This is a genomic window from Salipiger bermudensis, from assembly GCF_019801965.1.
Classification (GTDB): Bacteria; Pseudomonadota; Alphaproteobacteria; order Rhodobacterales; family Rhodobacteraceae; genus Salipiger; species Salipiger bermudensis_A.
On record NZ_JAHVIA010000010.1, the window covers coordinates 34,690 to 58,944 of the forward strand.

Here is a 24,255-nt window from a genome sequence, read left to right on the forward strand (position 1 = left end):
GTCACACGCGTTCGATGATGGTGGCGGCGCCCATGCCCGAGGCGACGCAGAGCGTGGCAAGGCCGGTGCCCTTGCCGCTGCGCTCGAGCTCGTCGAGCAGGGTGCCGATGATGATGGCGCCGGTGGCGCCGAGCGGGTGGCCCATGGCGATCGAGCCGCCATTGACGTTGACCTTGCTCTGATCGACGTCGAAGGCCTGCATGAAGCGCAGCACGACGCTCGCGAAGGCCTCGTTGACCTCGAAGAGATCGATGTCGGAGATCGCCATGCCGCTGTCGGCGAGGATCTTCTCGGTGACAGGGACGGGGCCGGTCAGCATGATGGTCGGATCGGTTCCGATCTTGGCGGTGGCGCGGATGCGCGCGCGCGGCTTGAGGCCATGCGCCTCGCCGAAGGCCTTGGAGCCGATCAGGACCGCGGCCGAGCCATCGACGATGCCGCTGGAGTTGCCGGCATGATGGACGTGCTCGATCTTCTCCAGATGCGGGTATTTCATCAGCGCCAGCTGGTCGAAGCCCGGCATCACCTCGCCCATCTCCTTGAACGAGGGCTTGAGCCCGCCCAGCGACTGCATGTCGGTGCCCGGGCGCATGTATTCGTCGCGGTCGAGGATGGCGACGCCGTTCTGGTCGCGCACGGTGAAGACCGAGCGCGCGAAGCGGTTGTCGGCCCAGGCCTCGGCGGCGCGGCGCTGGCTCTCGACGGCGAGCCCGTCGACGTCATCGCGGGTGAAGCCGTACTCGGTGGCGATGATGTCGGCCGAGATGCCCTGCGGCACGAAATAGGTCTTCATGGCAAGGCTCGGGTCGACCGCAATGGCGGCGCCGTCGCTGCCCATGGCGACCCGGCCCATCATCTCGACCCCGCCGGCGATGTAGCCGTCACCGGCGCCGCCGCGCACCTGGTTGGCGGCGAGGTTCACCGCCTCCATGCCGCTGGCGCAGAAGCGGTTGATCGACAGGCCCGGGATGCGCTCGTCGAGATCCGAGGCCAGCACCGCGGAGCGCGCCAGGCAGCCGCCCTGTTCGGCCACCTGCGTGGCGTTGCCCCAGATCACGTCCTCGACGGCGTGGCCCTCGAGCCCGTTGCGCTCCTTCAGCGCGTTCAGCGTCAGCGCCGAAAGCCGCAGCGAGGTCAGCTCGTGCAGGGCGCCGTCCTTGCGGCCCTTGCCGCGCGGGGTGCGCACGGCATCGTAGATATAGGCTTCAGTCATTCTGCTCCTCCTCTCAGGCCCGGTCCGCAGGGGAGCCGGGCATCAGGTCGTATGGGTGTTTCCAGCCGTCGAGCGCCTCGATGTTCGACAGCCAGCGATCGATCTCCGGCCAGTCGCCGCGGGCGAAGCCGAAGGGTTCGGGATAAAACAGGTAGCCGCAGCAGGAGAAATCCGCGTGGGTCGGGCCCTCGCCGACGATCCAGTCACGTCCCTCGAGATGGGCGTTCAGCACCTGGTAGGCGGCCTTGAGCCGCGCTTGGGTGAAGGCGATGACCTCTGCGGGGCGCTTGTCCTGCGGCAGGAAGTTCATCAGGAAGCGGGTCATGCCGGCCTGGCTCGAGAGCTTGTGGTTGTCCCAGAACACCCAGCGCATCACCTCGCGGGCCTCCTCGAGTGTGGCGCCGCCGAAGCGGCCGGTCTTCTCGGTGATGTACATCTGGATGACGCCGGACTGGGTCAGCTTGATGTCGCCATCCACCAGCACCGGTGCCTCGCCCATCTCGTTGATCCGGGCGCGATAGTCGGGTCTGCGGGTCTCGCCGTTGAAGAAGTCGACCTTGACCGGCTGCCAGTCGAGCCCGGAGAGCGCGAGGGGCAGGGCGGCCTTGTAGGCATTGCCGGATTCACCGAAGCAATAGAGTTGGATGGTCATGCGATCGTCCTTTCGGATGCGCTTGTGGCTTGGGCCGGAGCGGGGGTTTCGCACCCCCGCACCCCCGCGGAGTATTTTCGACGAAGAGAAGGGGCTGCCGCCGCGAGCGGGTAACCCCGTGTTAACCTCGAACGCGCTAGGCTGTCTGCGCGGTACAGGCTGGAGAGCCGATGACCGCACGTGGAGAAGCGCCGCCGTCTTGCCGCAGCACTGGCCGGGCGGCGGCGTGACCCGAGAGCTGCCCGAGATGCTGTCGCGGGGATTCCCCGCCGCGCGGCAGTGGGCCCGATGTGCGGATCCCCTGCTTCTTTACGTCCCAAATACTCCACGGGGGTCCGGGGGTGTGAAACCCCCGGTCCCTCACGTGGGATCGGCGCGGAGGCCGGGTCTATGGCGATCATGCTGCGCATTGGCCCTCCCTGCCGCTGCCGCTGTCGTGACGACTGTCTCGTCGTGTGGTGTCGCGCCGTGTGATGTCGCGACGAGCCTAGCGCTTGCGCGCCTCCAGCTCGGCGTTGAACAGCCGCAGCCGGTGCGCCAGCAGCTCGCTGTCGGTGACGCTGTCGAAATGCTCGAAGAGGAAGGACAGCGCCTCGCCCTCGTCGAGCCCCGCCTCGCCGGCGAAGCGCCGCAGGCCGCGATAGCCGTCCTCGGTCATGGCGACGGACAGGCGGCGGGTCAGGCGGAAGCGTTTCGGCAAGGTCTCTCTCCTACGGTGGGGGATCGGCGGGGCGCATGGCCCCGCCGCCACCCTCGCGTCAGAAGCTCTCGACGTCCAGCGCCATCACCGGCTCGGCGCCGCTCTCAATCCGCGCCAGGTGGGTGCGGGTCGCGGGCAGCTGGCGCGCCATGTAGTAGCGCCCCGTGGCCATCTTGGCGTTGAGGAAGGCACGGTCGGCGCCCTCGGTCTCGAGCCCGGCCCTCGCCGCCAGCGCCATGCGCGCCCACATCAGGCCAAGGCAGACATGGCCGAAGAGATGCATGAAGTCATACGACCCCGACAGCGCCTCGTTGGGGTTCTTCATGCCCTTCTGCATGAAGAACATGCCGGCCTGCTGCAGATCCTTCGACGCGGCCTTCAGCGGCTCGAGGAATTGCGCGTCGAAGGCTTCGTCCTGGCCCTTGTTCTCGGCGATGAAGCGTTTGACCATCTCGAAGAAGGCCATGACGTGCTTGCCGCCATCCTGCGCCAGCTTGCGCCCGACCAGATCGAGCGACTGGATGCCGTTGGTGCCCTCGTAGATCATCGTGATGCGGGCATCGCGAACGAACTGCTCGAGCCCCCATTCCCGGGTGAAGCCCGAGCCGCCCAGAGTCTGCTGCGCCAGCACCGTGGTCTCGAAGCCCTTGTCGGTGAGGAACCCCTTGATCACCGGGGTCAGCAGCGAAATCAGCCCCTCGGCATCCTTGTCACCGGAACGATGCGCCTGGTCGATCAGCGACGCACCCCAGAACACCAGCGCGCGCGCGCCCTCGGTCAGCGCCTTCTGGTCCATCAGGTTGCGGCGCACATCCGGGTGCACCATGATCGAATCCGCCGGCCCCTCGGGGTTCTTGGCGCCGGTCACGTCGCGCCCCTGCAGCCTGTCCTTGGCGAAACCAAGCGCGTTCTGATAGGCCACCGCGCCCTGCGCATAGCCCTGCAGGCCGACGCCGAGCCGGGCCTCGTTCATCATGGTGAACATCGCCCGCATGCCCTTGTGCGCCTCGCCGACGAGGAAGCCGGTGGCGCCATCGTAGTTCATCACGCAGGTGGCGTTGCCGTGAATGCCCATCTTGTGCTCGAGACCGCCGCAGCTCACCGCGTTCCGGTCGCCCAGCGAGCCGTCTTCGTTGACCATGAATTTCGGCACGATGAACAGCGAGATGCCCTTCACACCCTCCGGCCCGCCGGGGATCTTGGCCAGCACCAGGTGGATGATGTTGTCGACCATGTCGTGCTCGCCGGCCGAGATCCAGATCTTCGAGCCGGTGATCTTGTAGGTGCCGTCCTCCTGCGGCTCGGCCTTCGTCTTGATCAGGCCGAGATCGGTGCCGCAATGGGGCTCGGTCAGGTTCATCGTCCCGCCCCACTCGCAGCTCACCATCTTGGGCAGGTAGGTGGCCTTCTGCTCGTCCGAGCCATGGGCATGGATGGCATTATAGGCGCCATGGGTCAGGCCCTGGTACATGTTGAAGGCCATGTTGGCGGAGGAGAACATCTCGCCCACCGCGGTGGAGACGAGATAGGGCAGGCCCTGGCCGCCATAGGCGGGATCGCAATCCAGCGCCGGCCAGCCGCCCTCGCGCATTTGGTTGAAGGCGTCGTGGAAACCCTCGGGGGTGCGTACGACGCCGTTCTCCAGCATGCAGCCCTGTGCGTCGCCCACCGGGTTCAGCGGGGCGAGCACGTTCTCGGCGAGTTTCGCCGCCTCGTCGAGGATCGCCGCGGTGGTGTCGCGGTCGAGCTCGTCATAGCCCGGAATGCCGGTGCTGCTGACGTCGAGAACGTCGTGCAGCACGAACTGCATGTCCTTCACGGGGGCGGTGTAGCTCGGCATATGTCTCCTCCTTCATGCCTCCGGCTGACGGGTCAGCCGGCCTTTTTCTGCTGCAGCTGCTGGAGCATCCTCTCGCCCCATGCCAGCTGGTCCTTCAGGTCGTTGATCGCGGCATCGAGCTCGTCGCGCTGCTTCTGCAGGTCGTCGAGCCGCTGCTGGGCGATCTCGTAGGTGCGGGCGATCTGCGTGTGCTGCTGGTCGCCCATGTCGTACAGGTCGAGCAGCTGGCGGATCTCCTCGAGGCTGAAGCCGAAGCGCTTGCCGCGCAGGATCAGCTTGAGCCGGGCGCGGTCGCGCCGGGTGAAGAGCCGTTTCTGTCCTTCCCTAACCGGGAAGAGCAGCTCCTTCTGCTCGTAGAAACGCAGAGTCCGGGGGGTGACGTCGAACATGTCGCACATTTCCCGGATCGTCATCATCTGCTCGTCGCTCATTGGTCTTGCTCCCCTCACGTAGCGTTAAGATGCCGGGTGAGGTGCGCTTTCGAGCCGAGTCTTACAATGGCAAATTTGGTTGACGTAACTCAGACGCTACGTCACTTCGAAGTTGACGTAACTTCCTTTCGCGTCACCCGCGTTCGGGCGACATTTCGTTACGTAAAGCAGGCGTTCCGCGAAACCGAAATCGGCGCGCGTGAGCGCATCGCGCCGGCGATTTGCCAAAGCGCTTGCGGTGTGTCGGGCTCGGGGCAGGCGAGGCGGCGCGCCAGGTCGGGCTCGCGAGGGATTCGGATGACGGCGCTCAGCCGTCGAGCGATTTCGCGGTGTCGTCCCGAAGCGCTTTGAGCTCGGCCATGGCCTCGTCGAGCTGGCGCTTCTGTTCGGCCAGCTCCAGCATCTGCCGGTCGGCCATCTCGAGCCAGGCCTGCATCTGCGCCTGGCTGCCTTCCTGCTCGCGCATCTCCAGCCATTGCCGGATGTCCTCGAGCTGGAAGCCGAAGCGGCGGCCGCGCAAGATCAGCACCATGCGTGCCACCTCGCGGGGGCCGTAATAGCGCGAGCGGCCCTCCCGGTCGGGGGAGAGCAGTTCGATATACTCGTAGTATCGCAGGGTTCGCGGCGTCACTTCGAAACGCTCGCACATCTCCTTGAAGCTGAGACGGGTCTCGCTCATCTGCTCCTCCTTGATCGTGATGCGGAACCTAGTGCGCCGGGGCGGGCTGCGCAACTCAATCGGCAGAGCCTTGCGAAGCCCCTGTCGCGCCCGCATAAAGACCGCGACAGTCACGGAGGCGTCGCATGCATGTCGACAAGACCGAGCTCGCGCGCGAGTTCATCAACCTGGTGCCGCAGGCGCGGGCGCTGAAGCTCGAGATCACCGAGATTCACGACGGCATCGCGGTGATCCGCATGCCCTACGATCCGCAGCTGGTCGGCGATCCCGACACTGGGGTGATCCATGGCGGCGCGGTCTCGACCCTGATGGACACCTGCGGCGGCGCGGCGACCATGTCGCATCCCAGCAATCCCGGCGGCACCGCCACGATCAGCCTGCGCATCGATTATCTGCGCGCCGCGACCCCCGGTCAGGCCATCGTGGCGCGGGCCGAGTGCCACCACGTGACCCGCTCGGTGGCTTTCGTGCGGGCCACCGCCCATGACGACGACCCCGACAACCCGGTCGCCACCGCCACCGGCACCTTCACCGTGGAGGGCGCGACATGAACCGCCGTCCGCCGGAGCCGGTGCAGGTGGTCAAGCAACGCCGCGACGCGGCGCTCACGGCGTTGGCCGGCCGGGTGCCCTATATCCGCTTCCTCAACATCTCCTTCGACCGCCGCGGCGACGAGCTGACAGGGGTGCTGAACTACGATGACAAGCTGATCGGCAACCCGCAGCTGCCGGCGCTGCATGGCGGCGTCACCGCAGCCTTCCTCGAGGTCACCGCGATCATCACCCTGAGCTGGGGCCTGCTCTGGGAAGATGTCGAGAGCGGCGCGCTCACCCTCGAGGCGCTCGAGGCCGGCAACCTGCCGCGCCTGCCCAAGACCATTGATTTCACCGTCGACTACCTGCGCTCGGGCCTGCCGCGCGACGCCTATGCCCGCGCCCACGTGACCCGCTCCGGCCGCCGCTATGCCAGCGTCCGGGCCGAAGCCTGGCAGGACAATCACGACCGCCCCATCGCCCAGGCCCATGCCCATTTCCTGATGCCCCGCAAGGAGGGCTGACCCGACCGCCCGCAGCCCGCGCCCGGGCTTCTTTACGTCACAAATACTCCGGGGGAGTCCGCGCTCGCGCGGACGGGGGCAGCGCCCCCGACTCTCCGCTTTCCATCCCGCGGCCGCGCGAGTTCTCGTCCCGAGGCCGCGCATGTGTCCATCCCGCATCCGTGCGTGGGGTCTGCGGGCTCCCAGATCGAGCCAGTTCATGTCCGAGACCACCCCCGCCACCCCCATCACGCATTCCCGCGTCCTCAAGATCGCCATCCCGATCCTACTGTCGAACGTGACGATCCCGATCCTCGGCGCCGTCGATACCGGTGTGGTGGGGCAGATCCCGCAGCCCGAGCCGATCGCCGCGGTGGGGGTCGGGGCCATCGTGCTGTCGGCGATCTACTGGGTGTTCGGCTTCCTGCGCATGGGCACGGTGGGGCTCGCGGCGCAGGCCGCCGGCGCCGGGGACCGGGCCGAGGTCGCGGCGCTGCTGACCCGCGCGCTGATCATCGGTCTCTCCGGTGGCGTGCTGCTGATCGCGGCGCAATGGGGCATCTTCTCCGCTGCCTTCGCGGTCTCGCCGGCCTCGCCCGAGGTCGAGGCGCTGGCCCGCAGCTACATGCAGATCCGCATCTGGTCGGCGCCCGCCGCCATCGCGATCTACGGCATCACCGGCTGGCTCATCGCGCAGGAGCGCACCCGCGGCGTCTTCGTGCTGCAGCTCTGGATGAACGCCATCAACGTGGTGCTCGACCTCGTCTTCGTGCTGGGGCTCGGCTGGGGCGTCGAGGGCGTCGCCATCGCCACCTTCATCGCCGAATGGTCGGGCCTCGCCATGGGGCTCTGGCTCTGCCGCGCCACGCTGGGCCTGCCGGCCGCGCGCCACTGGCCGCGCATTTTCGACCGGCTGCGCCTCAAGCGCATGGCGGTGGTCAACACCGACATCCTGATCCGCTCGCTGCTGCTCGAGGCGATCTTCGTCTCCTTCCTGCTGATCGGCGGCAAGTTCGGCGACGTGACGCTGGCCTCCAACCAGGTGTTGCTGCAATTCCTGATGATCACCGGCTACGCGCTCGACGGCTTCGCCTTCGCCGCCGAGGCGCTGGTGGGCCGGGCCTTCGGCGCCGGGCAGGTGCAGCTCCTGCGCCGCGGCGCGGTGCTCACCAGCCTCTGGGCGATGGCCACGGCGGCGCTGATGGCGCTGGTGTTCTGGCGCTTCGGGCCGTCGATCATCGACATCATGGCAACCGATCCGCAGGTCCGCGCCGAGGCGCGCGCCTACCTGCCGTGGATGGTCCTCGCGCCGTTCACCCAGCTCGGGCTGACCATGTTCGACGGCATCTTCATCGGCGCCACCCGCTCGCGCGACATGCGCAACATGATGATCGTGTCGGCGGCACTCTACTGCGTCGCGCTGGCGGTGTTTCTCGGGCCGCTCGAAAACCACGGGCTCTGGCTGGCGATGCAGATCTCCTTCGTGGCGCGCGGGCTCACCCTGGCGCTGCGCTACCCGGCGCTCGAGCGCGCCGCCCATGCGGCGGCTGGACCTGCGCCGCGCGCCGCCTAGCTTCTGCATGGGAGACAGCATGGAGACAGCGATGACACGCATTCTGGGATTGTCGGGCAGCCTGCGCCGCAACAGTTTCAACACCGGGCTGCTGCGCGCTGCCACCGAGGGCGCGCCCGACGGGGTCGAGATCGACGCCCGCACGATCCGCGGCGTGCCGCTCTACGATGCCGATCTCGAGGCCGAGGGCACGCCGCAGCCGGTGCTCGATCTGCGCGCCGCGCTCGATCGCGCCGACGGGCTGCTGATGGTGACGCCGGAATACAACAACAGCGTCCCCGGCGTGTTCAAGAACGCCATCGACTGGATGAGCTCGGGCGATGGCGCCGCGCTCTTCCGTGACAAGCCCGTGGCATTGATCGGGGCCTCGCCCGGGGGCTTCGGCACCATCCTGTCGCAGAATGCCTGGCTGCCGGTGCTGCGCACCCTGGGCACGCGGCCGTGGTTCGACGGACGGATGATGGTCTCGAAGGCCTCGGGATTGTTCGACGACGAGGGCCGGCTCACCGACGACCGCACCGCGGAGCGGCTGGCGGCATTCGTCGGGGGATTCGCGGCCTGGATCTCGGCCGGACACTGACCTTCGCAAACCCGGTTCAGTCATCTGAATGATGAAAAGGCGTGAAACCAAAGTTTCCTGCGCCTGCGGTATACCGAACGAGATCGCACTTCACTTCTTTATGGTTGTGCGAAGGGGTGTTTCGCAACGCCTGATGACGGGGGCCTCGCCGTGGATATATGCAATTTTTACAAGATTAACGCTAAATTTGGCTCTGGGACTTGCGCAAAAGATCAGACCTCCGCACAAATGGGGTGTGAAATTTTGATTTCAAAATGGTTATTGTTATGTTTCTCGCCCGTATCCGTGCGCAACTTCCCGACCTGCACAGAGCCGAATACAAGCTCGGTTGCTTCCTTCTCGACTTTCCCGGCGATCTCGCGTCCTACGACGCGCAGGAACTTGCGCGCCTGTGCGGCGTGTCCAAGGCCACCGTCTCGCGCTTCGTGCGGCGGCTGGGCTTCGAGAATTACGACGCGGCCCGCAGGGCGGCGCGCGAGGAGCGCCAGCAGGCCAACCGGCAGATCAGCGTGCGGCCGCGCCCGGCGGTCGGCTCGGCGGATATTTCCGACAGCGTGCGCGAGGAGATCGACAACCTGATCTGGACCTATGAGCAGGTCGATGCCGAGGAACTCGAGTCGCTGGCCGACGCGGTGCTGAGCGCCCGACGGGTCTGGCTGGTGGGCTTCCGGCTGTGCCGCGTGTTCGCCGATTACCTGCAGGCCCAGCTCGTGCAGGTGGCACCGACCTGCGCCAGCATCCCGCAGCCCGGCGTCAGCCTTGGAGAACACGTGGCCGAGATCGGCCCCGAGGACCTGGTGATCTGCGTGGCGCTGGGGAGCCGAGAGGGCCGCATCGAAGCGCTGCTCGACGAGCTGCGCCGCAGCCGCGTGCCCGTGGCGCTGATCGCAGACGGCTCGGATGTGCCGGCAGCCGGCGTGCGCTGGCAGTTCCGCTGCCGGACCGAGCGCTCCGAGGTGCAGGAATGCCACGCCGCGGTGCTGTCGCTCTGCAGCCAGATCGGCGGCCGCGCGACCCAGCGCGCCGGCGCCATCGCGCGCTCTCGCCTGCGCCGCATCGACGAGGTCAACGCCCGGCTGGGAGAGGTCTGAGCGGCGCTCAGACGGTCTCGTCCAGTGCTTGGAAGCGCAGCGCCCGGCCGCCGAGATCGCGGAAGGCGCGCTGCCGGCAGGTGAGCACGAGGATCTGCAGGTCTGCGGCCTGACGGTGCAGCGCGTTGAACATGCGCTCGATGCGGTCGTCATCGGTGAACACGAGCGCATCGTCGAGGATCACCGGCGCGGCACGGCCCGCCGCCTGCAGCATCCGCGCGAAGGCCAGCCTCACCAGCAGCGCCACCTGCTCCTGCGTGCCGCCCGATAGGATGTCGAGCGGTTCGACATGTCCCTGGCGCACGAGCCCGTCCGGCAACAGGGAATCCTCGGCCCACGTCAGCTCTGACTCTTGCCACAGAAGATTGAGAAGCGGCTTCAACTCCTTGGCAACGGGCGAAAAATACCGCTCCCGTGCTTCAGTCCGGGCGGCGGTGAGCGCCTGCTCGAGCCGGGTGAGCGCGGCAACCTCGTGGCTGATCCTCGCGAGGTCTGCCTGGGCTGCGGCCAGCGTCTCCTCGGTCTCTGCGAGACGCTCCTCGACCGCGTCGCCGGCGGCGCGGGCGATGCGCTCCTCAAGGCGGGCCAGCTCGGGGCGCAGGGTCTCGATCTCGTGGCGGGCCTGCTCCTCGACTGATTGCGCGCGCGCCAGAGCGGCTTCGGCCGCGGCCAGGTCGGGCGCGCTTTGCAGCTTCTCCGCCTGCGCCGCCTCGGCAAGCAGGAGCTGCTGCCGGGCCGCCTCGGCCTGCGCCGCCAGCGTCGCCTCGTCGCTCTCCGCGCCCTCGACGGCCGCGCGGGCGCGGGCCAGCCGGTCACTGACCTGCGCCAGCAGGGTCTCGGTTCGGGTCTTCTCCGACAGCGCCTGCGACAGCCGCTCGGCGGCGCTGGCGAGGCTGGCGCGCCGCGCCTTCTCCTCCTCGCGCGCGGCCTCGTGGGCGGCGGTGGCGCTGGCGAGCTCGGGGGCGTCCTCGGCCTCCTCGGCCTTGGGCAGGGTAGCGAGCTGCTGGCGCAGCGCATCGAGCCCCTCGGGGGCGAGCGAGCCCAGCACCGCGCGGGCCTCGCCGAAGGCCTGTTCGGCGCGAGTACGGGCGGCGGCGGCGGCGCGGGCCGCCTCGAGGCGCTCGGCACCGATCTCGGCGAGCGCATTGCGGAGGGCGGCGCGGGCGGCCTCCACCGGATCGCTGCCGCCGGTCTCGGGCGGGCGGATCTCGAGTGTGCCGAGGCCGTCGATCTCCAGCCGCGCCGCGCGGGTCAGGGGCAGGGCGCGGCCCTCCTCAAGCGGCTGGCCGTCGAGTTTGACCTGCGCCGAGGCGCCGTCTGCGTAGCGCATCAGGATCTGCGTGGCGCGGGCATCGCGGGCGGCCTCGGTGGCGGTCAGATCGGCGGCGCGGGCCTCGATGCGCTGCAGCGCCTTGGCGTCGGGGCCCTGGATCGCCGCCTTGGCGCGCTCCATCTCGCCGCGGGCGCGATCGGCGTCCTTGAGGCGGGTTACAAGATCGCGGCGGCGGTCGGCGCTGTCGCGCGCCGCCTGCGCGCGCTCGGCGCGGCGGCGCTCGGTCTCGGCCCGGTCGAGCGCCTCGGCAGCCCCGTGCAGCGCCGTCTGGGCACGCGCCTGAGCCTCGAAGGCCTCGGCGTGAACGTTGCGGGCCTGCGTGGCGGTGCCCTCGGTCTGGGTGGCCAACGTCGTCGTCTCGGCCAGTTCGGCCAGCGCCTTGCGCAGCCCGTCCAGCCGGGCCTGCGCGTTGGCGGCGGTGAGCCGGGCCATGTCGGTCTTGCGGGCCAGAGCCTCGGTCTCCTCGGCGTGGCGCGTGGCGGCCTGATGCGCGGCGCGGGCGGCCTCGAGCCGGCTGCGGCGGGCTTCCGCGGCCTCTGGGGCGGCAAGCTCGGCCAGGGTGCGGCGGGCGCGGTTGCGCGCCGCCAGCGCGCCATGCAGCTCCTGCGTCAGCCCTGCCAGACCGTCACGCTCGGCGCTCAGCGCCTCGACCCGGTCCTGCGCCGCTTTCCACGGCCCGCCGGTCTTCGGCCGACCGGTCCCGGTGGCGTAGAGCGCGAGCTCCTCGCGGCAGCGTCGCAGCGCCGCGTCCATGCGCCGCCCGCCGGTCATCGCCTCGACTTCCTCGCTGACCGAGGAGAGCAGGTCGCGCCGCGCTTCGAGCGCCGCGTCCTTCTCCTTCTTCGAGCCATCGGTCAGCGCGGTGAGCCCCTGACGGACCCAGATCAGCCCCGAGGGTCCGCCCGCGTCCTGGCCGAGCGCGCGGGCGATCCAGTCTTCCGCGGCATCGGCCTGAGCGATCAGCCGCCCGTCGCGATGCACCGTAGCGGAGGCCTTCTGCAGCCAGCGCTTGGCGACGGTGAACCGGCCCTCCTGGGTCTCCAGCTCGACGCGGATCTCTGGGGCGCCGCCGGCATGCGGGCGCAGCGCCTTGGTCTCCTTGTCGGCGCTGCCATGGGGCTTGAAAAACAGCGCCTGCAGCGCGTCGAACAGGGTCGACTTGCCGGCCTCGTTGGGCTCGCTCAGGACATTCAAGCCGTCGCCGATGCCGTCGATGCGAACCGGCGAGGTGAACTGGCGCACGTTGTGCAGCTCGATGGCGCGCAGCTTCATTCCGCGCCCTCCCGGACATAGGCATAGAGCCGGGCCAGCGCATCGGCGGCGGCGGCGCGCTCCTCCGGGGCGAGGGTGTCGGCCTCGGCATCGGCCATCAGCGCCTCGGCGGCGATTCGCAGGGCGCCGCCCCCGTGGTCGATCTGGTCGAGATCGGTGGTGTCGTACTGCGTGCCGAGGGCCTCGGCGCGGAGCTCGAAATGGGCAAACTCGGGCCCCGTGCGGGCGATGGCCGCGTCGAGCTGAGCCCGGTCCGACAGCGCCGCCCAGCCCGAGGCCACCACGCGCACCAGCACGTCGCGCCGGCCGGAGGCGGGAAGCGCCGCGGCAAGCGCGGCTGCGGCGTCCTGGCGGGGGTGGAGCTGAAGCGGGATCTCGGTCCAGAGAAACTGGCCGGTCTCGATCTCCTTGACTTGCGGCGGCTCGCCGGGGGCGGTCAGGGTCACGCAGAGGCAGGCGCCGCGGGCGCCGTGCTTGAAGCGGTCCTGCTCGGGGCTGCCGGGGTAATGTACGCGCGGCGAGACGCCCATGCGTCCGTGCCAGTCGCCAAGGGCGAGGTAATCGAGCCGGGCGCTGCGGTCGCGGTCGGGGGCGATGACCTCGCCGCTCTCGGTGAAATCGGTGACGCCGCCATGGGCGAGCCCGATGCGCAGCTGGCCTTCGGGGCTCGGCATGGTCACCAGCGCCTCGGTGGGATCGCCGCCCATCGCGCGGTAGGCGATCGGGCAGGGCAGCAGGGTGGCCTGATCGCCAAGGGGCACGGGCGCCGCCTCGGTCAGCGGGCGGACATTGCCGGGCGCGGTCTCGCGGATCGTCTCCCAGAGCGGCTCGGCATCGCGCATGTTGTCATGGTTGCCGGGCAGCAGCCACCAGGTGATGCCCTCGGCCTCGCCCATTGCGGCAAGCGCCTGGCGCACCACCGCCGGCGAGGGCGTGGCGGTGTCGAACGTGTCGCCGGCAAGCAGGATATGCGCCGCGCCAGTCTCCCGTGCCACCTGCGCGAGGCGGGTGATGGCGCCGTGGCGGGCCTCCATCAGCCGGCCGCGGATATTGCCATCGGCGGGCTGGGGGATGTTGGCGAACTTCCGGCCGATATGCAGGTCGGAGGAGTGCAGAAAGCGCAGGGTCATCGAGGCTCCCGGGGTCTTCGGATATTCGGCGCACGCGGCGCGCAACGGGGTGTTGCGGGCCGGGCGCTGTCTTGCCGAGACTGAAACGGGAACATCGCCCGGTTGCAAGGGCTTTTCCCACGATGGCCGCGCCTTGCTGCCCGCGCGGTCCGGCGCAGGTGGCGATCTCGGGCTGCGCGGCTCGGGCGGCGTCTTCGCGCGGCCCGGTTCAAGTAACCTATTCCGACTGCGGGGCTCGGGGGGCTCTCTCGCGCCGCGCTGCCCCACTCAGGCGGCGAGCCAGCCTTCGAGCTTTGCCGGGTCGGGCAGGCCGCCAGCATGGACAAGCCTGCCGTCCACCGCGAGGCCAGGCGTCGAGATCACGCCGGCCATGGCGATGGCGCGGGCGTCGGTGACCTTTTCGATCTCGACCTCAATGCCGAGCTTCGCGGCGGCCTCGGAAACCATCCTTGCGGTGGTCTCGCAGCGCTTGCAGCCGGGGCCGTAGACGGTGACGGATGTCATGGCGTGCTCCTTTCAGAACAGCAGGTTGAACAGGACGCCCACGGCGAGGATGCCGCTACCGACCACCGCGATGAAGACCGCGATGAGGCGCAGGGTCAGCACCTGCCGCAGGATGATCATCTCGGGCAGCGACAGCGCGATGACGCTCATCATGAATGCCAGCACCGTGCCGAGCGCCGCGCCCTTGCCGATCAGTGCCTCGACGATCGGGATCACGCCGGCGGCATTGGTGTACATCGGGATCCCCATGACCACGGCGGCCGGCACCGACCACCACGCCTCGGCGCCCATGATGCGCACCATGAGCGCCTCGGGCACGTAGCCGTGGATCAGCGCGCCCAGCGCGATGCCGAGCAGGATCCACATCCAGACCCGTCCGAAGATCTCGCGCACCGCCTCGATGCCGAGCCGGTAGCGGTCGGGGAGGCTCGGGGTCTCACCCTCGGGCAGCACGGGCGCGGCGGCGCCGGACTGGATCTCGCGCACCCAATCCTGCAGCCAGCCCTCGAGCTGCAGCTTGCCGATCACGAAGCCCGCGATGATGGCGAGGGCGAGCCCGAAGGCGAGGTAGGTCGCGGCGACCTGCCAGCCGACGAGGCCGAAGAGCAGCACCAGCGCCACCTCGTTGACCATCGGCGCGGCGATCAGGAAGGAGAAGGTGACGCCCAGCGGCACGCCCGCCGAGACGAAGCCGATGAAGAGGGGCACCGCCGAGCAGGAGCAGAACGGCGTCAGGACGCCGAGCCCGGCGGACATGACGTTTCCCAGCCCCTCGCGGCGGCCCGAGAGCAGCGCGCGGGTCTTCTCGGGCGAGAAATAGCTGCGCACCACGCCCATGACGAAGACGATGAGGGTCAGCAGCATCATCACCTTGGGAACGTCGTAGAGGAAGAAAGCGATGGCCTCGCCGGCATGGCTGTGGCGGTCCACCGGCAGCAGCGCGGTGAGCCATTCGGCGATGGCGAGCAGGCGCTGATAGAGCAGCCACCAGGCCAGCACGAAGGCCGCGACGCCGAGATGCCAGAGCCAATCGGGGCGATGCGCTGGCGCGGCGGCGGATGGGGTATGGGAGGTCATCTGGCGTGCCTTTCCTCGCTCGGGGCGGCGAGCCCCGCGTCGAGACCGGCGCGGGAGTCTCTCACATGCGTATTGGCGCATGTTTTCCGCCAAGCCGCGTTGACGCAGGTCAATCGGCGCTTGGTGGCGCATGGCCTTCAAGGGGGGCAGTCCAAGGTGATGCCGGGGGCACAGGGCTCTGCGGGGGTGACGGTCAGGGCGCCGTCCAAGTCCTCGATGCTGAAAGCCCCGAGGGCGTTTCGAGCCGCGCGGGCGTGCGGTCGACGAGGGGCTCTGCGACGTCGCGCGAACGAGGAGGAACGCCGCCTGCGTCTCCCTCGGCTCGGCGCGGCGGCTGGCATGGGGCGGGGGTCTAATCCGACCTTTCCGGTGCGCCGCCCTGACGCGAGCTCAGCTTGGCGCGCGGCGCCGGCACCAGAGCGGCGCCTGACGCTGCCGCGCTCAGCTCTTTTTGCGGTCGGCGCTGATCAGCAGCAGCATGGCCGTCACCAGCAGCGGCCAGAGCGTGCAGGCGACGCATCCCAGAAGGGCCTTGAGCGGCGTCGTCTGCCGCAACCGCCGCTGCTCCCGGCAGGTCATGCTGATCGCGAAGACGGCTATGACCAGGTAGGCCGACCAGAAAAGCTGCCAAAGGTTCATCACTCTTCCCCCTCGAACGGGTGGGTCCGGTGCGCTACTGCGCGGCCTGATGCGAGACGATCTGCAGGCGCTCGTTGTCGAACAGGCTCTCGAAGCTGGCAAACTCGCTGCGCAGCGCGTCGCGCTCGTCTTTGACATTGGCGCGGCCCGAGAACAGCAGCTGCTTGAGACGGGTCTCGCGCAGCGTGTTGACCAGCCCGTGCAGCCCGCGACGGCGGGCGAATTCCGCCGCGCGGCGGCCGATGCGGGCAAAGAAGGCCGAGCGCGGGATCGAGGCGGCGTTGACCTTCTGCCCCATCAGCGCCTCGGGCAGGCTGTCTTCTGGCGCGATGCCGACGATGGCGCAGACCGCATCGCAGAACGCCTTGGGATTGGTCTTGAGCATCGAGTATTCGAGGAAGAACACCCGTCCCGGAAAGGTCGCCTGCCACTCGGCCAGATGGGTGCGGAAGCGCCCGGCATTGACGATGTCGGGATGGGCGCGAACCATCTCGGTCAGCGCCATGCGCGGCACGCCGGCCTTGCGATAATGAAAATAATGCGAGACGGCGCGGTCGAGCGGGTCGCGGTAGACGATGACGATCTTCGCATCGGGCAGCGTCGCCGCGAGGTTCTCCCGCGCGTGGCGCTTGTGGAACAGCGACGGCGCGACCTCGACGCCGATACCGCTTTGCTGGCCAAACTGGGCGGCATACCACTCGGCGCCGCGCTCGAAACACTTGTCGAAGAAGAAGGTCTCCTTTTGGGCCTGCGGCAGGCTGACCTCGGGCCGGGTCCGCAGGTAGCTGTCGATCCAGGTCGTGCCGCATTTGGTCGGGCCGACGAAAATAACGGAAGGGTGCATTGCTCGGTCCTCTGTTCGTCACGGTCTCGGGGTCAGGCGGTGGCTTCGTATTGTGCGAGGCGTTCCTCGGTGACACCGGCCAGCACGGCACCGATCACCTTGTCGGAGGGGATGCCGCTGGTTGCCATGTGGCGGGCCAGGGTCTTGCGGTTCGACAGGCCCCAGTCGGCGGCGCAGACGAAGCCGTCGACCACCGAGGAGAGGCCGGCGGCATCGACGGTGTCGGCCAGCGACGGGAAATCGATCACGATCTGGTCGAAGCGCTGCGACAGCATCGCCACCAGCCGCGTCAGCATGGCGGTGTCGAAGGTGGCGGGATCGACCGGTTCGCTGCGGCTCAGGGCGCGGTTGGGCAGGAAGTTGAGCCCGCTGCGCTCATCGACCCAGTAGACATCGTCGGGCTCGAAATTCGGGCTCATGGAATAGAGCAGGTCGGTCATGCCGAGTCCGGCCTGCGGGGTAATCGCGCGGCTCAGGAAGGCTTCCAGCCAGTCGAAATCGATCAGCAGCGTCTTCTTGCCGCCGACCGCGATCATCTCGGCGTAGTTCATCGCGAGGGTGGAGCGCGTGCTCGTGCCCTCGTCCGAGAGGAACCCGATCACCGAGCCGCGCTTGGCGTGGCGGGGCGAGAAATGATTGTCGAACGCCACCCGGATGCGGCGCACCGTGTCGGAATAGCGCGACAGCGGATGCGTCAGGGTCATCGACATCTGGCCGGGGATCGTCTCGAGCTCGAGCCGGTGCTTGGGCAGCGGCACAAGATTGGCCGCATCGCCCTCCGCCGCCAGCGCCGTGAGATCGTCGACCCTCGGCCGGAGAATGCTGATCTCGGGCAGTGTCAGCGGCTTGGCGGCGGTGCCGAGCGTGCCTGGCTCGTCGAGCGGCGGCAGCAGGCCGAGCACCGGGCCACCCACGGCGCGCGACAGCGCCGCGCGGGTGCGCAGGGTGGCGTCGGCGCTTTCGCGCAGGAAGGCCAGCCCGGAGCCGAGGGTCAGGCCCAGGAGCCCCGAGATGAACAGCAGCTGCGAACCGCTGCGCCCGCTGGCCGCCTCGGGCGGCTGCGCCACGCCGAGCACTGTCGCGTCGACCACCGGGAAGGTCTGCTGCTCCTTGGTGCGCAGGTAGGTGGTGGTGTAGGTCTCGTACATCTCGCGGTAGATGCGGGCCTCGCTCTCGAGCCGCCCGATATCGGACTGCGCCTCGCTGCGCGCCACCGCGCTGGCATCCATCTGGTCCCGCGCGGCCTTCTCGGCGGCGATGGCCTCGTCGAGGCTGGTCTGGGCGGTGGCCAGGAGGCCGGGCAGCAGCGCCTTGGCCTGTTGGTTCATGTCGGCGCGCTCGTCGGGATCGGTGGTGGTGCTGTAGGCCTTGGAGAGCTCGGCGAAGGCCGGGCTGGCCGAGCTTGCCGGCAGCACGCCGAGCGGGTTGTTGGACCTCGTCGCCAGCATGGTCTGGTCGAACCGGGCCTGCGCCTCGAGCCGGGCGGAGATCGCATCGCGCATGGCGGCGGCGGTGCCGGCGCTGCGGGCGGCCCCGGTGTCGGCATTGCCGAGGCCGGAGGCGGCGCTGAGCTCGCCCTCGGCGGCGGCGGCCTGTTGCGACAGCTCCTCCATCCGGGTCTCGAACCAGCCGGCGGCGGTGGTGGCGGAGGCGCGGCGCATGTCGTAGCGCTGCATGACATAGGCCTGCGCGACCTCGTTGGCGATCTCCGCGGCAAGCTCGGGGCTGTTGGCGCTGGCCTTGATCGCGAGCACCGAGGTGACCCCGTTGCGTGACACGCTGACATCGTCGCGCAGTTTCTCCACCGCGTTGCGGAAGCGCTCCGCGTCCGACAGCTCGACGGCGTCGTCGGCAGGCTCGAGCCGCTCGGCGAGCATGCTCCGCATCTGCAGCCCGAAGGCCGAGAGCGTGCCCAGTACCCCGTCCGGGGCACCCCTGCGTGCCGAGGCGGGCGGCCGCAACGCTTCTGCGAGGTTTGATTTCAGCTCTTCGACCCTGGTGCCGAACCGGCCGGGCTCGGGCGCCCAGAACAGCGGCCGGTCCTCGAGGTCCAAAGTCTCGACCACCTGCGACAGCAGCAGCGGCGAGCGGATCACCTGCATCTGGCTTTCGATGGTGACATTGTCGAACTTGGGCCCGGAATAGACCTGCTCGCGGCCGAACGGGTTGAGCGCCGGTGCCTCCAGCAAGACGCTGGTGCCCGACTCGTAACTCTTGTCGGCGATGAGCGCGGCCCCGACCCCGAGGCCGAGGCAGGCAACGGTCACGGCGATCACCGTCCGCGAGCGGCGCTTGAGAACGCGGAACGCGGTGCGGAAATCGAAGCTCGAAGACCGGTCGTAGCCCTGGTGTGCGGCGGCGCTGTCGTTGATTGTCAGTCGATCAATATTCATCCGATCGCTCCACTTCCTGTGCGGGGCCCGCGAGGGCCGAGGGACGGCTGGCGGCAGGTCATTGGCCGACCCAGGTCCGGTTGAGTTCGACGATGTCTCCGGGCATGAGCATGTCGTCCATATTGAGTGTCAGGCGCATGATACCGGCAGGTGTCTGGCGGTAGACGGTGGCGCTGGCGTCCTGGCCCCAGGCGGCGGATAGCGCGATCATCAGCACGTCGAGCTCGCCATCGAGCGCGGCAAGCTCGGTGCGCCAGAGCTGCTGCCGATTGATGTCCTCGATTCGCGAGGTCACCTGGAGCTCTTCCCAGGCAAGCTTCGCGCTCGCCGCCTCGGCCTCGGCCTTGTGGCGGAACTCGGAGGTCTGCAGGAAATCGCGACGGGCCTCGTTGAGCACGTCGCTCGACACCAGCTGGCGTTCGATCAGCGTCTCGAGGCGGAGCACGTTGTCGTTCTCGACGATCTCGGCGGCCTTGAGGTTCTCGACCCGCGCCTGCGCGGTTGTGATGCGATCCGCGGCCGTATCGACGCGCAGCTGCTCGCGGCTCTTCTCCTGCTCGACCTTCTCCTTCTCGAGCGCGAGGTCGGCATTGGCACGGGCCACGAGGTTCGAAGCGGTCAGGCCGGTATTGGGCGGCAGCACGAGCTCGTCGGCCGAGATCATGTCATCGGCCTCGACCAGCGCGTTGAGCACCGCGTAGCGGGTCACCACGCGCCCGATCTCGGCCCGGGTGCGGAACACGTTGACCGATCCCGGCGTGCCGTTGCTGACCGAGCCGATGCCCTGCGCCTTGAACACCGCTGTGCGCGCCGTCATGCCGACGTTGAACGGGATCTCGCCGGGCTCGGCGACGTCACCGGCGACGACCACGGGGCGGTAGGACTGCACCGACAGGATCAGCTCGGAACTGTCGACCTTGTTCGAGCGGATGTCGTTGCCGACCTCCTCGCGCAGCACCGCACCATCGAGCAGGAGCGGCAGCTCCGCGCGCAGCTCCTCGATTGTGCGGCCGCCGACCAGCACCGAGCCGATGAACGGGAAATTGGCATAGCCGGTCAGCTCGACCGGGATGTTGAGCCGGATGTCGGGCCGGTTGAGGAAACCGAGCCGTAGGACGTCGCCGGCGCCGAGCGGGTAGCCCCTCAGGGCCTGCACCTGCATCGAATCCTGCGCCGCGGCCGGCTCTGGCAGCAGGCCGGACGCGAGGACGGTCGACAGGCTCAGCGCAAGCGCGGCGGTGAGCGGGAGCTTCGGGACGGGGGAGATGCGTGTGGGTTTCATGATGCCTCCGAAAGCGCGGGTCAGGACCGCATGCAGGTCTCGATGATGTCGAGGTAATCCCGCACCACGGCGTCGACGCCGAAGGCCTGCGCGCGGCTGCGGGCGCGGGCGCCGTAGTCGTCGCGGTTGCGGGGGTCCTCGAGGATGGCCAGGGCGCGCGCGAGTTCCTCGCTTTCGCCCATGCGGATGAGCAGCCCGTCGCGGGCGTTGGTCTCGATTGGCGCGCCCTTGAGGGCGGTGCCGCGCAGCACCATCGACGGCCCCGAGGGGCAATCGGTGGCGATCACCGGCGTGCCGAGCGACATCGCCTCGATGATGGTGTTGGGGAAGCCCTCGGCGTTGGAGCAGGACACCAGCGCCTCGGCCTGCGCCATGATCGGGTAGGGGTTGCGGACGAAGCCCGGCATGTGCACCCGCCCGGCCAGGCCGAAGGCATTGATCATGTGTTCGAGCGCCGGCCGCTCGGGGCCGTCGCCCAGGATGACGAGCTCGGCCGAGGGCTGCGCGCGGGCGTAGCCTTCGAGCAGCATCGCGAAATTCTTGTTCACCACCATGCGCCCGACCGCGAGGATGAAGCGCCGCGGCAGCGGCAAGGCGGGTGTCTCGCTGGCGGCGATGTTGAGCGCGGCCGCGTCGATCGGGTTGCCGATGATCCGGGTCTTCTCGCGCGGCACCTCGAAATGGTTGATCAGGTCGTCGGCCACGCCCTCGCTCACCGCGATGACACGATGCGCCCGCGGATAGGTGCGGCGGGTGATGTAGCGATAGAGCGCCCCCGCACGCGAGGTCGACAGGTGGCTCGAGGTCTGGACCCGCTCCGAGATTACCGCGCGGTGCCGGTTGATGGCGGAGAACAGCACGTTGAGACTGTTGGACCGGGCCAGATAGCTGACGCAGAGCTCGGGGCGGGCGCTGCGGAAATACCCCGCCAGGACCCGGGCCGAGCGCAGCATCGAGCCGCGGCCGTCGAGCTTGACGACATTGACCCAGGCCGGGAGTTCTTGGACCACCGGAAGATCGTCGAGCAGCACGAGGTCGACGCGGTCGGCGGGAAGGTGGCCCTCGAGATGGTGCAGCAGGTTGGCCATCGCGCGTTCGGCGCCGCCGCCCTCCATCGAGTTGATCAGGAAGGTCAGCTTCGCTCCGTGGCGCGCCTCCCGGCTCGGGGCCGTGGCCCGCGTGCCGTGGCTGGTCGGATAGGTGGTCGCGTTGCTCATGAAAGGGCCTTGCGCTGTGGAGTTGGGGAAGAGGTACCGCGGCGTGCCGTGGCCCGTGCCGGTCCGGAGGCCGCGAGGCTCCAGCCCGGTGCGAAGCCGGTGGCGGTCTGGCCGGGCAGGGCGCCGGGCAGTTGCAGGGCGCGGGCGCGGCGCAGGCTCATGACGCAGAGCACCGGCAGGATCCAGTAGATCGAGTTGTGCAGGATCAGGAAGGAGGCCACCCAGTTGCCGATCAGCGCGAAGGCGGCGATGCCCGCGGCGAGCAGCGCGGTCTCGCTGGCGAGATCCTGGAAATAGGCGGTCAGCGCCGAGACGAAGATCCCGATATAGAAGACGGTGAGGATCAGCAGCCCGGTGACGCCGAGATCGGTGACCAGGTCGAGATAGCCGTTATGGGCGTGCCCGACATCGATGCCGGTGAGGATCAGCAGGCGCTCGCCGACGAGGCCCCATCCGGCGCCGAAGCCGCCGCCCAGCGCCATGTTGCCCTTCATCGCCATCAGCGTGCCAAGCCAGATGTCGGTGCGCCCGGTCAGCGAGGGATCCTTGCCCAGCAGGCCGAGCACGATGGTCACGACGATCTGCGAGAACAGGTAGACCGTTACCAGCGCGGGCAGCGACACCGCGACGACCATCGCGCGGCGCGAGGGCGAGAGCGGGCGCAGCAGCGCGATGGTGCGCACCAGCAGCGGCACCGCGACGGAGAGGAAGGCGGCCTGGCCGGAGGTCGAGCCGGCGACGCCGAGATAACCGACGAGCAGGCCGAGCCCCACCGACCGGCGCCAGCTGCGACGCGCGGCATAGGCGATCCATAGGATCATCACGCAGAGCGCCATCATGCGGCCGAAATCGTTCTTGTGATCGTAGAGGCCGCGCCATGTCCCGACATGGGGGGTGGGATCGCCGAGCTCGGTCAGGGCCGGGTGGGTGCCGATCGACGGCACCGCGATGGCCACCGCGACATTGCTCAGAACGATCAGGATGGCGGCCCCGGCGAGCAGCGCGAAGAGGCCGCGGTCGTGGAAGCGCTCGAACAGCCACAGCGCGAAGCTGGTGGCGCAGAGCAGACCGAGGATGCGGCGGGCCGACAGCGCCGGGTCCACCGACCACATCATCGACGCGATCACGAAGCCGATCGGGATCAGCGCCGGCCACACCAGGCTGGCACTGCGGGCGATCGCGCCCCGGCGCAGGATGAAATCGAGCCCCGAGAACAGCCCGAGCGCGAGGCCGATGGCCTGCACCTTGGGCGAGGAGGCCGCGCCTTCCGGGGTCAGCACCACGACCATCGAGCCGGAGAAGAAGAACAGGCCGAACACCGCGACCAGCCGTGCGACGAGGTCGCCGCGCTGCGCCGGCACGCCGGGCCAGCGCTGCGAGAGCCGGTGCAGCGTGCCCGGCCGCGGCCGCGCCCCGGCGGCGTGATAGGCATAGGGTGACGAGGTCATGCCATGACCTCCTCGACGAAGCGGTCGGCGATGCTGTGGATGGTGTATTGCGAGGCCAGCGCCGAGATCCGGCGCGGCTCGGGCGGGTTGCGCAGCGCGCCGTTCATCGCCTGCGCCATCGCCGCGCTGTCCCCGACCGGGGTCAGTGCTTCCGGGAAGGCGGCGCCGAGGATGTCGCGCGGGCCGCCACCGGCGCAGTCGGTGCTGACGCAGGGCAGCCCGAAGGAGATCGCCTCGATCAGCGCGTTGGGGAAGCCCTCGGTGAGCGAGGACAGCACGAACTGGTCGCCCCGCGCCAGATAATCGAAGCGGTTGAGCTGGAAGCCCGCGAAATCGACCCGGTCGGCCACGCCCAGGCGCTCCGCCAGCGCTTCCAGCCGGTCCTTCTCGGGGCCGACACCCAGCACGATGAGACGCAGCGCCTCGTCGCTTTGCGCCAGCGCGTTCAGCATCGTCGGATAATCCTTCTGCGGCACCAGGCGCCCCATCGCGATGGCGACGGGCCGGTTCTCGCTGAGCCAGGGATGCGGCGCCGGCGTCGCGCAGGCGGCGATGATCTCCGCCGGCTCAGGGGCCGGGTTGGGGATCACGCAGACCATTTCCGGCGCCAGCCGCGCGACGCGCGAGATGTCATCCACGACGCCGGAGGCATTGCCGGAGATCTTGTCGGCATAGCGGTAGAGCCCGCGCACCATCGCGGTGAAGATCTTGCGCTTGGCCCAGGGCAGGCGGCGCGACACGGTGGAGAACTCGTTGCGCTCGCAGACCATCAGGCGCGGCCGCTCACCGGTGGTGAGCTCGAGGACCTTCGCCGCCAGGATCATCGCGAGATTGGCGGTCGTGAGGCCGCAGATCACCGCCCGCGGCCGTTCGCGCTTGAGGATCCGCACCAGCCGCGGCGTGCTGCGCAGTGCGTTCGGGCCGCCCACCGGGATGACGCGGACATTCTGCGAGATCAGCGAGGCGATCGGCCCGTCGGGCCGGTTGACCAGGAGCGCGACGTTGCGCCCCTGGGCGGCATAGTGATTGGCAAGACGCACGAAGACGCGCTCGGCCCCGCCGCCCTCGAGGGTTGCGATGTAGAGCAGCAGGTCGAGCCGGTGCGCCTGCGCTGCCGGGCCGTGGGTCGATGTGTTCGTGACAGTGTCAGTGTTCATGGCAGTCCTCGCCGCGCCAGCATTCTTGTGAAATGCCTTGCACACGGGGGTGCCGCCCGGGACATGCCCGGCCGTTCGACTGCTAAACGGCCCCGTAGAAAAGGGGGCCGTCGTTCTGACCACGCTCAAGGATGGCCCCGCTTCCGACGGTTTCTCAAGCGAAG

Annotated in this window: 22 protein-coding genes; 5 read left to right on the top strand and 17 right to left on the bottom strand. The window is 69.0% G+C overall.

Annotated elements, in window-relative coordinates; genetic code table 11:
- Position 1: 1 nt before the first annotated feature.
- The 6 genes from KUV62_RS20075 to KUV62_RS20100 all read right to left on the bottom strand — a co-directional run bounded on the left by KUV62_RS20075 (position 2) and on the right by KUV62_RS20100 (position 5,515).
- Positions 2 to 1,213: an acetyl-CoA C-acetyltransferase gene (locus tag KUV62_RS20075; RefSeq protein ID WP_222605531.1), complete on the bottom strand. Its 1,212-nt coding sequence runs from the start codon at positions 1,211 to 1,213 to the stop codon at positions 2 to 4.
- Between the two features lie 13 nt (positions 1,214 to 1,226).
- A complete protein-coding gene (locus KUV62_RS20080) occupies positions 1,227 to 1,865 on the bottom strand; it encodes a glutathione S-transferase family protein (RefSeq protein WP_222605532.1) in 639 nt (212 codons plus the stop codon).
- Positions 1,866 to 2,352: 487 nt separating this feature from the next.
- Positions 2,353 to 2,565: a hypothetical protein gene (locus KUV62_RS20085; RefSeq protein ID WP_222605533.1), complete on the bottom strand. Its 213-nt coding sequence runs from the start codon at positions 2,563 to 2,565 to the stop codon at positions 2,353 to 2,355.
- Between the two features lie 58 nt (positions 2,566 to 2,623).
- Entirely contained in the window at positions 2,624 to 4,405 is a 1,782-nt protein-coding gene (locus KUV62_RS20090) for an acyl-CoA dehydrogenase (protein ID WP_222605534.1), read from the bottom strand.
- Positions 4,406 to 4,437: 32 nt separating this feature from the next.
- The gene (locus tag KUV62_RS20095; protein WP_222605535.1) at positions 4,438 to 4,836 is read right to left on the bottom strand and encodes a MerR family transcriptional regulator; all 399 of its coding nucleotides are present in this window, start codon (positions 4,834 to 4,836) and stop codon (positions 4,438 to 4,440) included.
- 307 nt (positions 4,837 to 5,143) lie between these two features.
- Positions 5,144 to 5,515: a MerR family transcriptional regulator gene (locus KUV62_RS20100; protein ID WP_222605536.1), complete on the bottom strand. Its 372-nt coding sequence runs from the start codon at positions 5,513 to 5,515 to the stop codon at positions 5,144 to 5,146.
- 125 nt (positions 5,516 to 5,640) lie between these two features.
- On the opposite strand from KUV62_RS20100, the gene KUV62_RS20105 reads away from it, so the two are divergent.
- From KUV62_RS20105 to KUV62_RS20125, 5 genes are all read left to right on the top strand, one after another.
- A complete protein-coding gene (locus KUV62_RS20105) occupies positions 5,641 to 6,066 on the top strand; it encodes a PaaI family thioesterase (protein WP_222605537.1) in 426 nt (141 codons plus the stop codon).
- The gene (locus KUV62_RS20110; protein ID WP_222605538.1) at positions 6,063 to 6,572 is read left to right on the top strand and encodes a PaaI family thioesterase; all 510 of its coding nucleotides are present in this window, start codon (positions 6,063 to 6,065) and stop codon (positions 6,570 to 6,572) included. Before KUV62_RS20105 ends, KUV62_RS20110 begins: the two co-directional genes overlap by 4 nt.
- 199 nt (positions 6,573 to 6,771) lie before the next feature.
- On the top strand, positions 6,772 to 8,124 hold the full coding sequence (locus tag KUV62_RS20115; protein WP_222605539.1) for an MATE family efflux transporter: 1,353 nt from the start codon (positions 6,772 to 6,774) through the stop codon (positions 8,122 to 8,124).
- Positions 8,125 to 8,155: 31 nt separating this feature from the next.
- Positions 8,156 to 8,704, top strand: a complete 549-nt coding sequence (locus KUV62_RS20120) for an NADPH-dependent FMN reductase (protein ID WP_222605540.1) — start codon at positions 8,156 to 8,158, stop codon at positions 8,702 to 8,704.
- Between the two features lie 266 nt (positions 8,705 to 8,970).
- Entirely contained in the window at positions 8,971 to 9,795 is an 825-nt protein-coding gene (locus KUV62_RS20125; RefSeq protein WP_222605541.1) for a MurR/RpiR family transcriptional regulator, read from the top strand.
- Between the two features lie 7 nt (positions 9,796 to 9,802).
- On the opposite strand, the gene KUV62_RS20130 is transcribed toward KUV62_RS20125, so the two are convergent.
- The 11 genes from KUV62_RS20130 to KUV62_RS20180 all read right to left on the bottom strand — a co-directional run bounded on the left by KUV62_RS20130 (position 9,803) and on the right by KUV62_RS20180 (position 24,091).
- Entirely contained in the window at positions 9,803 to 12,400 is a 2,598-nt protein-coding gene (locus KUV62_RS20130) for an AAA family ATPase (RefSeq protein WP_222605542.1), read from the bottom strand.
- Positions 12,397 to 13,530, bottom strand: coding sequence for an exonuclease SbcCD subunit D (locus tag KUV62_RS20135; RefSeq protein WP_222605543.1), 1,134 nt, complete (start codon positions 13,528 to 13,530; stop codon positions 12,397 to 12,399). The genes KUV62_RS20130 and KUV62_RS20135 overlap by 4 nt, the downstream gene beginning before the upstream one ends.
- A 267-nt stretch (positions 13,531 to 13,797) precedes the next feature.
- Complete coding sequence (locus tag KUV62_RS20140) at positions 13,798 to 14,034, bottom strand: thioredoxin family protein (RefSeq protein WP_222605544.1); 237 nt, start codon at positions 14,032 to 14,034, stop codon at positions 13,798 to 13,800.
- Positions 14,035 to 14,046: 12 nt separating this feature from the next.
- The gene (locus tag KUV62_RS20145; protein WP_222605545.1) at positions 14,047 to 15,111 is read right to left on the bottom strand and encodes a permease; all 1,065 of its coding nucleotides are present in this window, start codon (positions 15,109 to 15,111) and stop codon (positions 14,047 to 14,049) included.
- Positions 15,112 to 15,552: 441 nt separating this feature from the next.
- Positions 15,553 to 15,750 (bottom strand): hypothetical protein, encoded by a 198-nt coding sequence (locus KUV62_RS20150; protein WP_222605546.1) that lies wholly within the window; start codon positions 15,748 to 15,750, stop codon positions 15,553 to 15,555.
- Positions 15,751 to 15,784: 34 nt separating this feature from the next.
- Positions 15,785 to 16,594 (bottom strand): sulfotransferase domain-containing protein, encoded by an 810-nt coding sequence (locus tag KUV62_RS20155; protein ID WP_222605547.1) that lies wholly within the window; start codon positions 16,592 to 16,594, stop codon positions 15,785 to 15,787.
- Between the two features lie 32 nt (positions 16,595 to 16,626).
- Complete coding sequence (locus KUV62_RS20160; protein ID WP_222605548.1) at positions 16,627 to 18,987, bottom strand: exopolysaccharide transport family protein; 2,361 nt, start codon at positions 18,985 to 18,987, stop codon at positions 16,627 to 16,629.
- Positions 18,988 to 19,045: 58 nt separating this feature from the next.
- On the bottom strand, positions 19,046 to 20,269 hold the full coding sequence (locus KUV62_RS20165; RefSeq protein ID WP_222605549.1) for a polysaccharide biosynthesis/export family protein: 1,224 nt from the start codon (positions 20,267 to 20,269) through the stop codon (positions 19,046 to 19,048).
- Between the two features lie 20 nt (positions 20,270 to 20,289).
- Positions 20,290 to 21,486 carry a glycosyltransferase gene (locus KUV62_RS20170; protein ID WP_222605550.1) on the bottom strand — a complete coding sequence of 399 codons (1,197 nt, stop codon included), beginning with the start codon at positions 21,484 to 21,486 and terminating at the stop codon, positions 20,290 to 20,292.
- A complete protein-coding gene (locus KUV62_RS20175; protein WP_222605551.1) occupies positions 21,483 to 22,934 on the bottom strand; it encodes an O-antigen ligase family protein in 1,452 nt (483 codons plus the stop codon). The genes KUV62_RS20170 and KUV62_RS20175 overlap by 4 nt, the downstream gene beginning before the upstream one ends.
- A complete protein-coding gene (locus tag KUV62_RS20180; RefSeq protein ID WP_222605552.1) occupies positions 22,931 to 24,091 on the bottom strand; it encodes a glycosyltransferase in 1,161 nt (386 codons plus the stop codon). The genes KUV62_RS20175 and KUV62_RS20180 overlap by 4 nt, the downstream gene beginning before the upstream one ends.
- Positions 24,092 to 24,255: the final 164 nt, after the last annotated feature.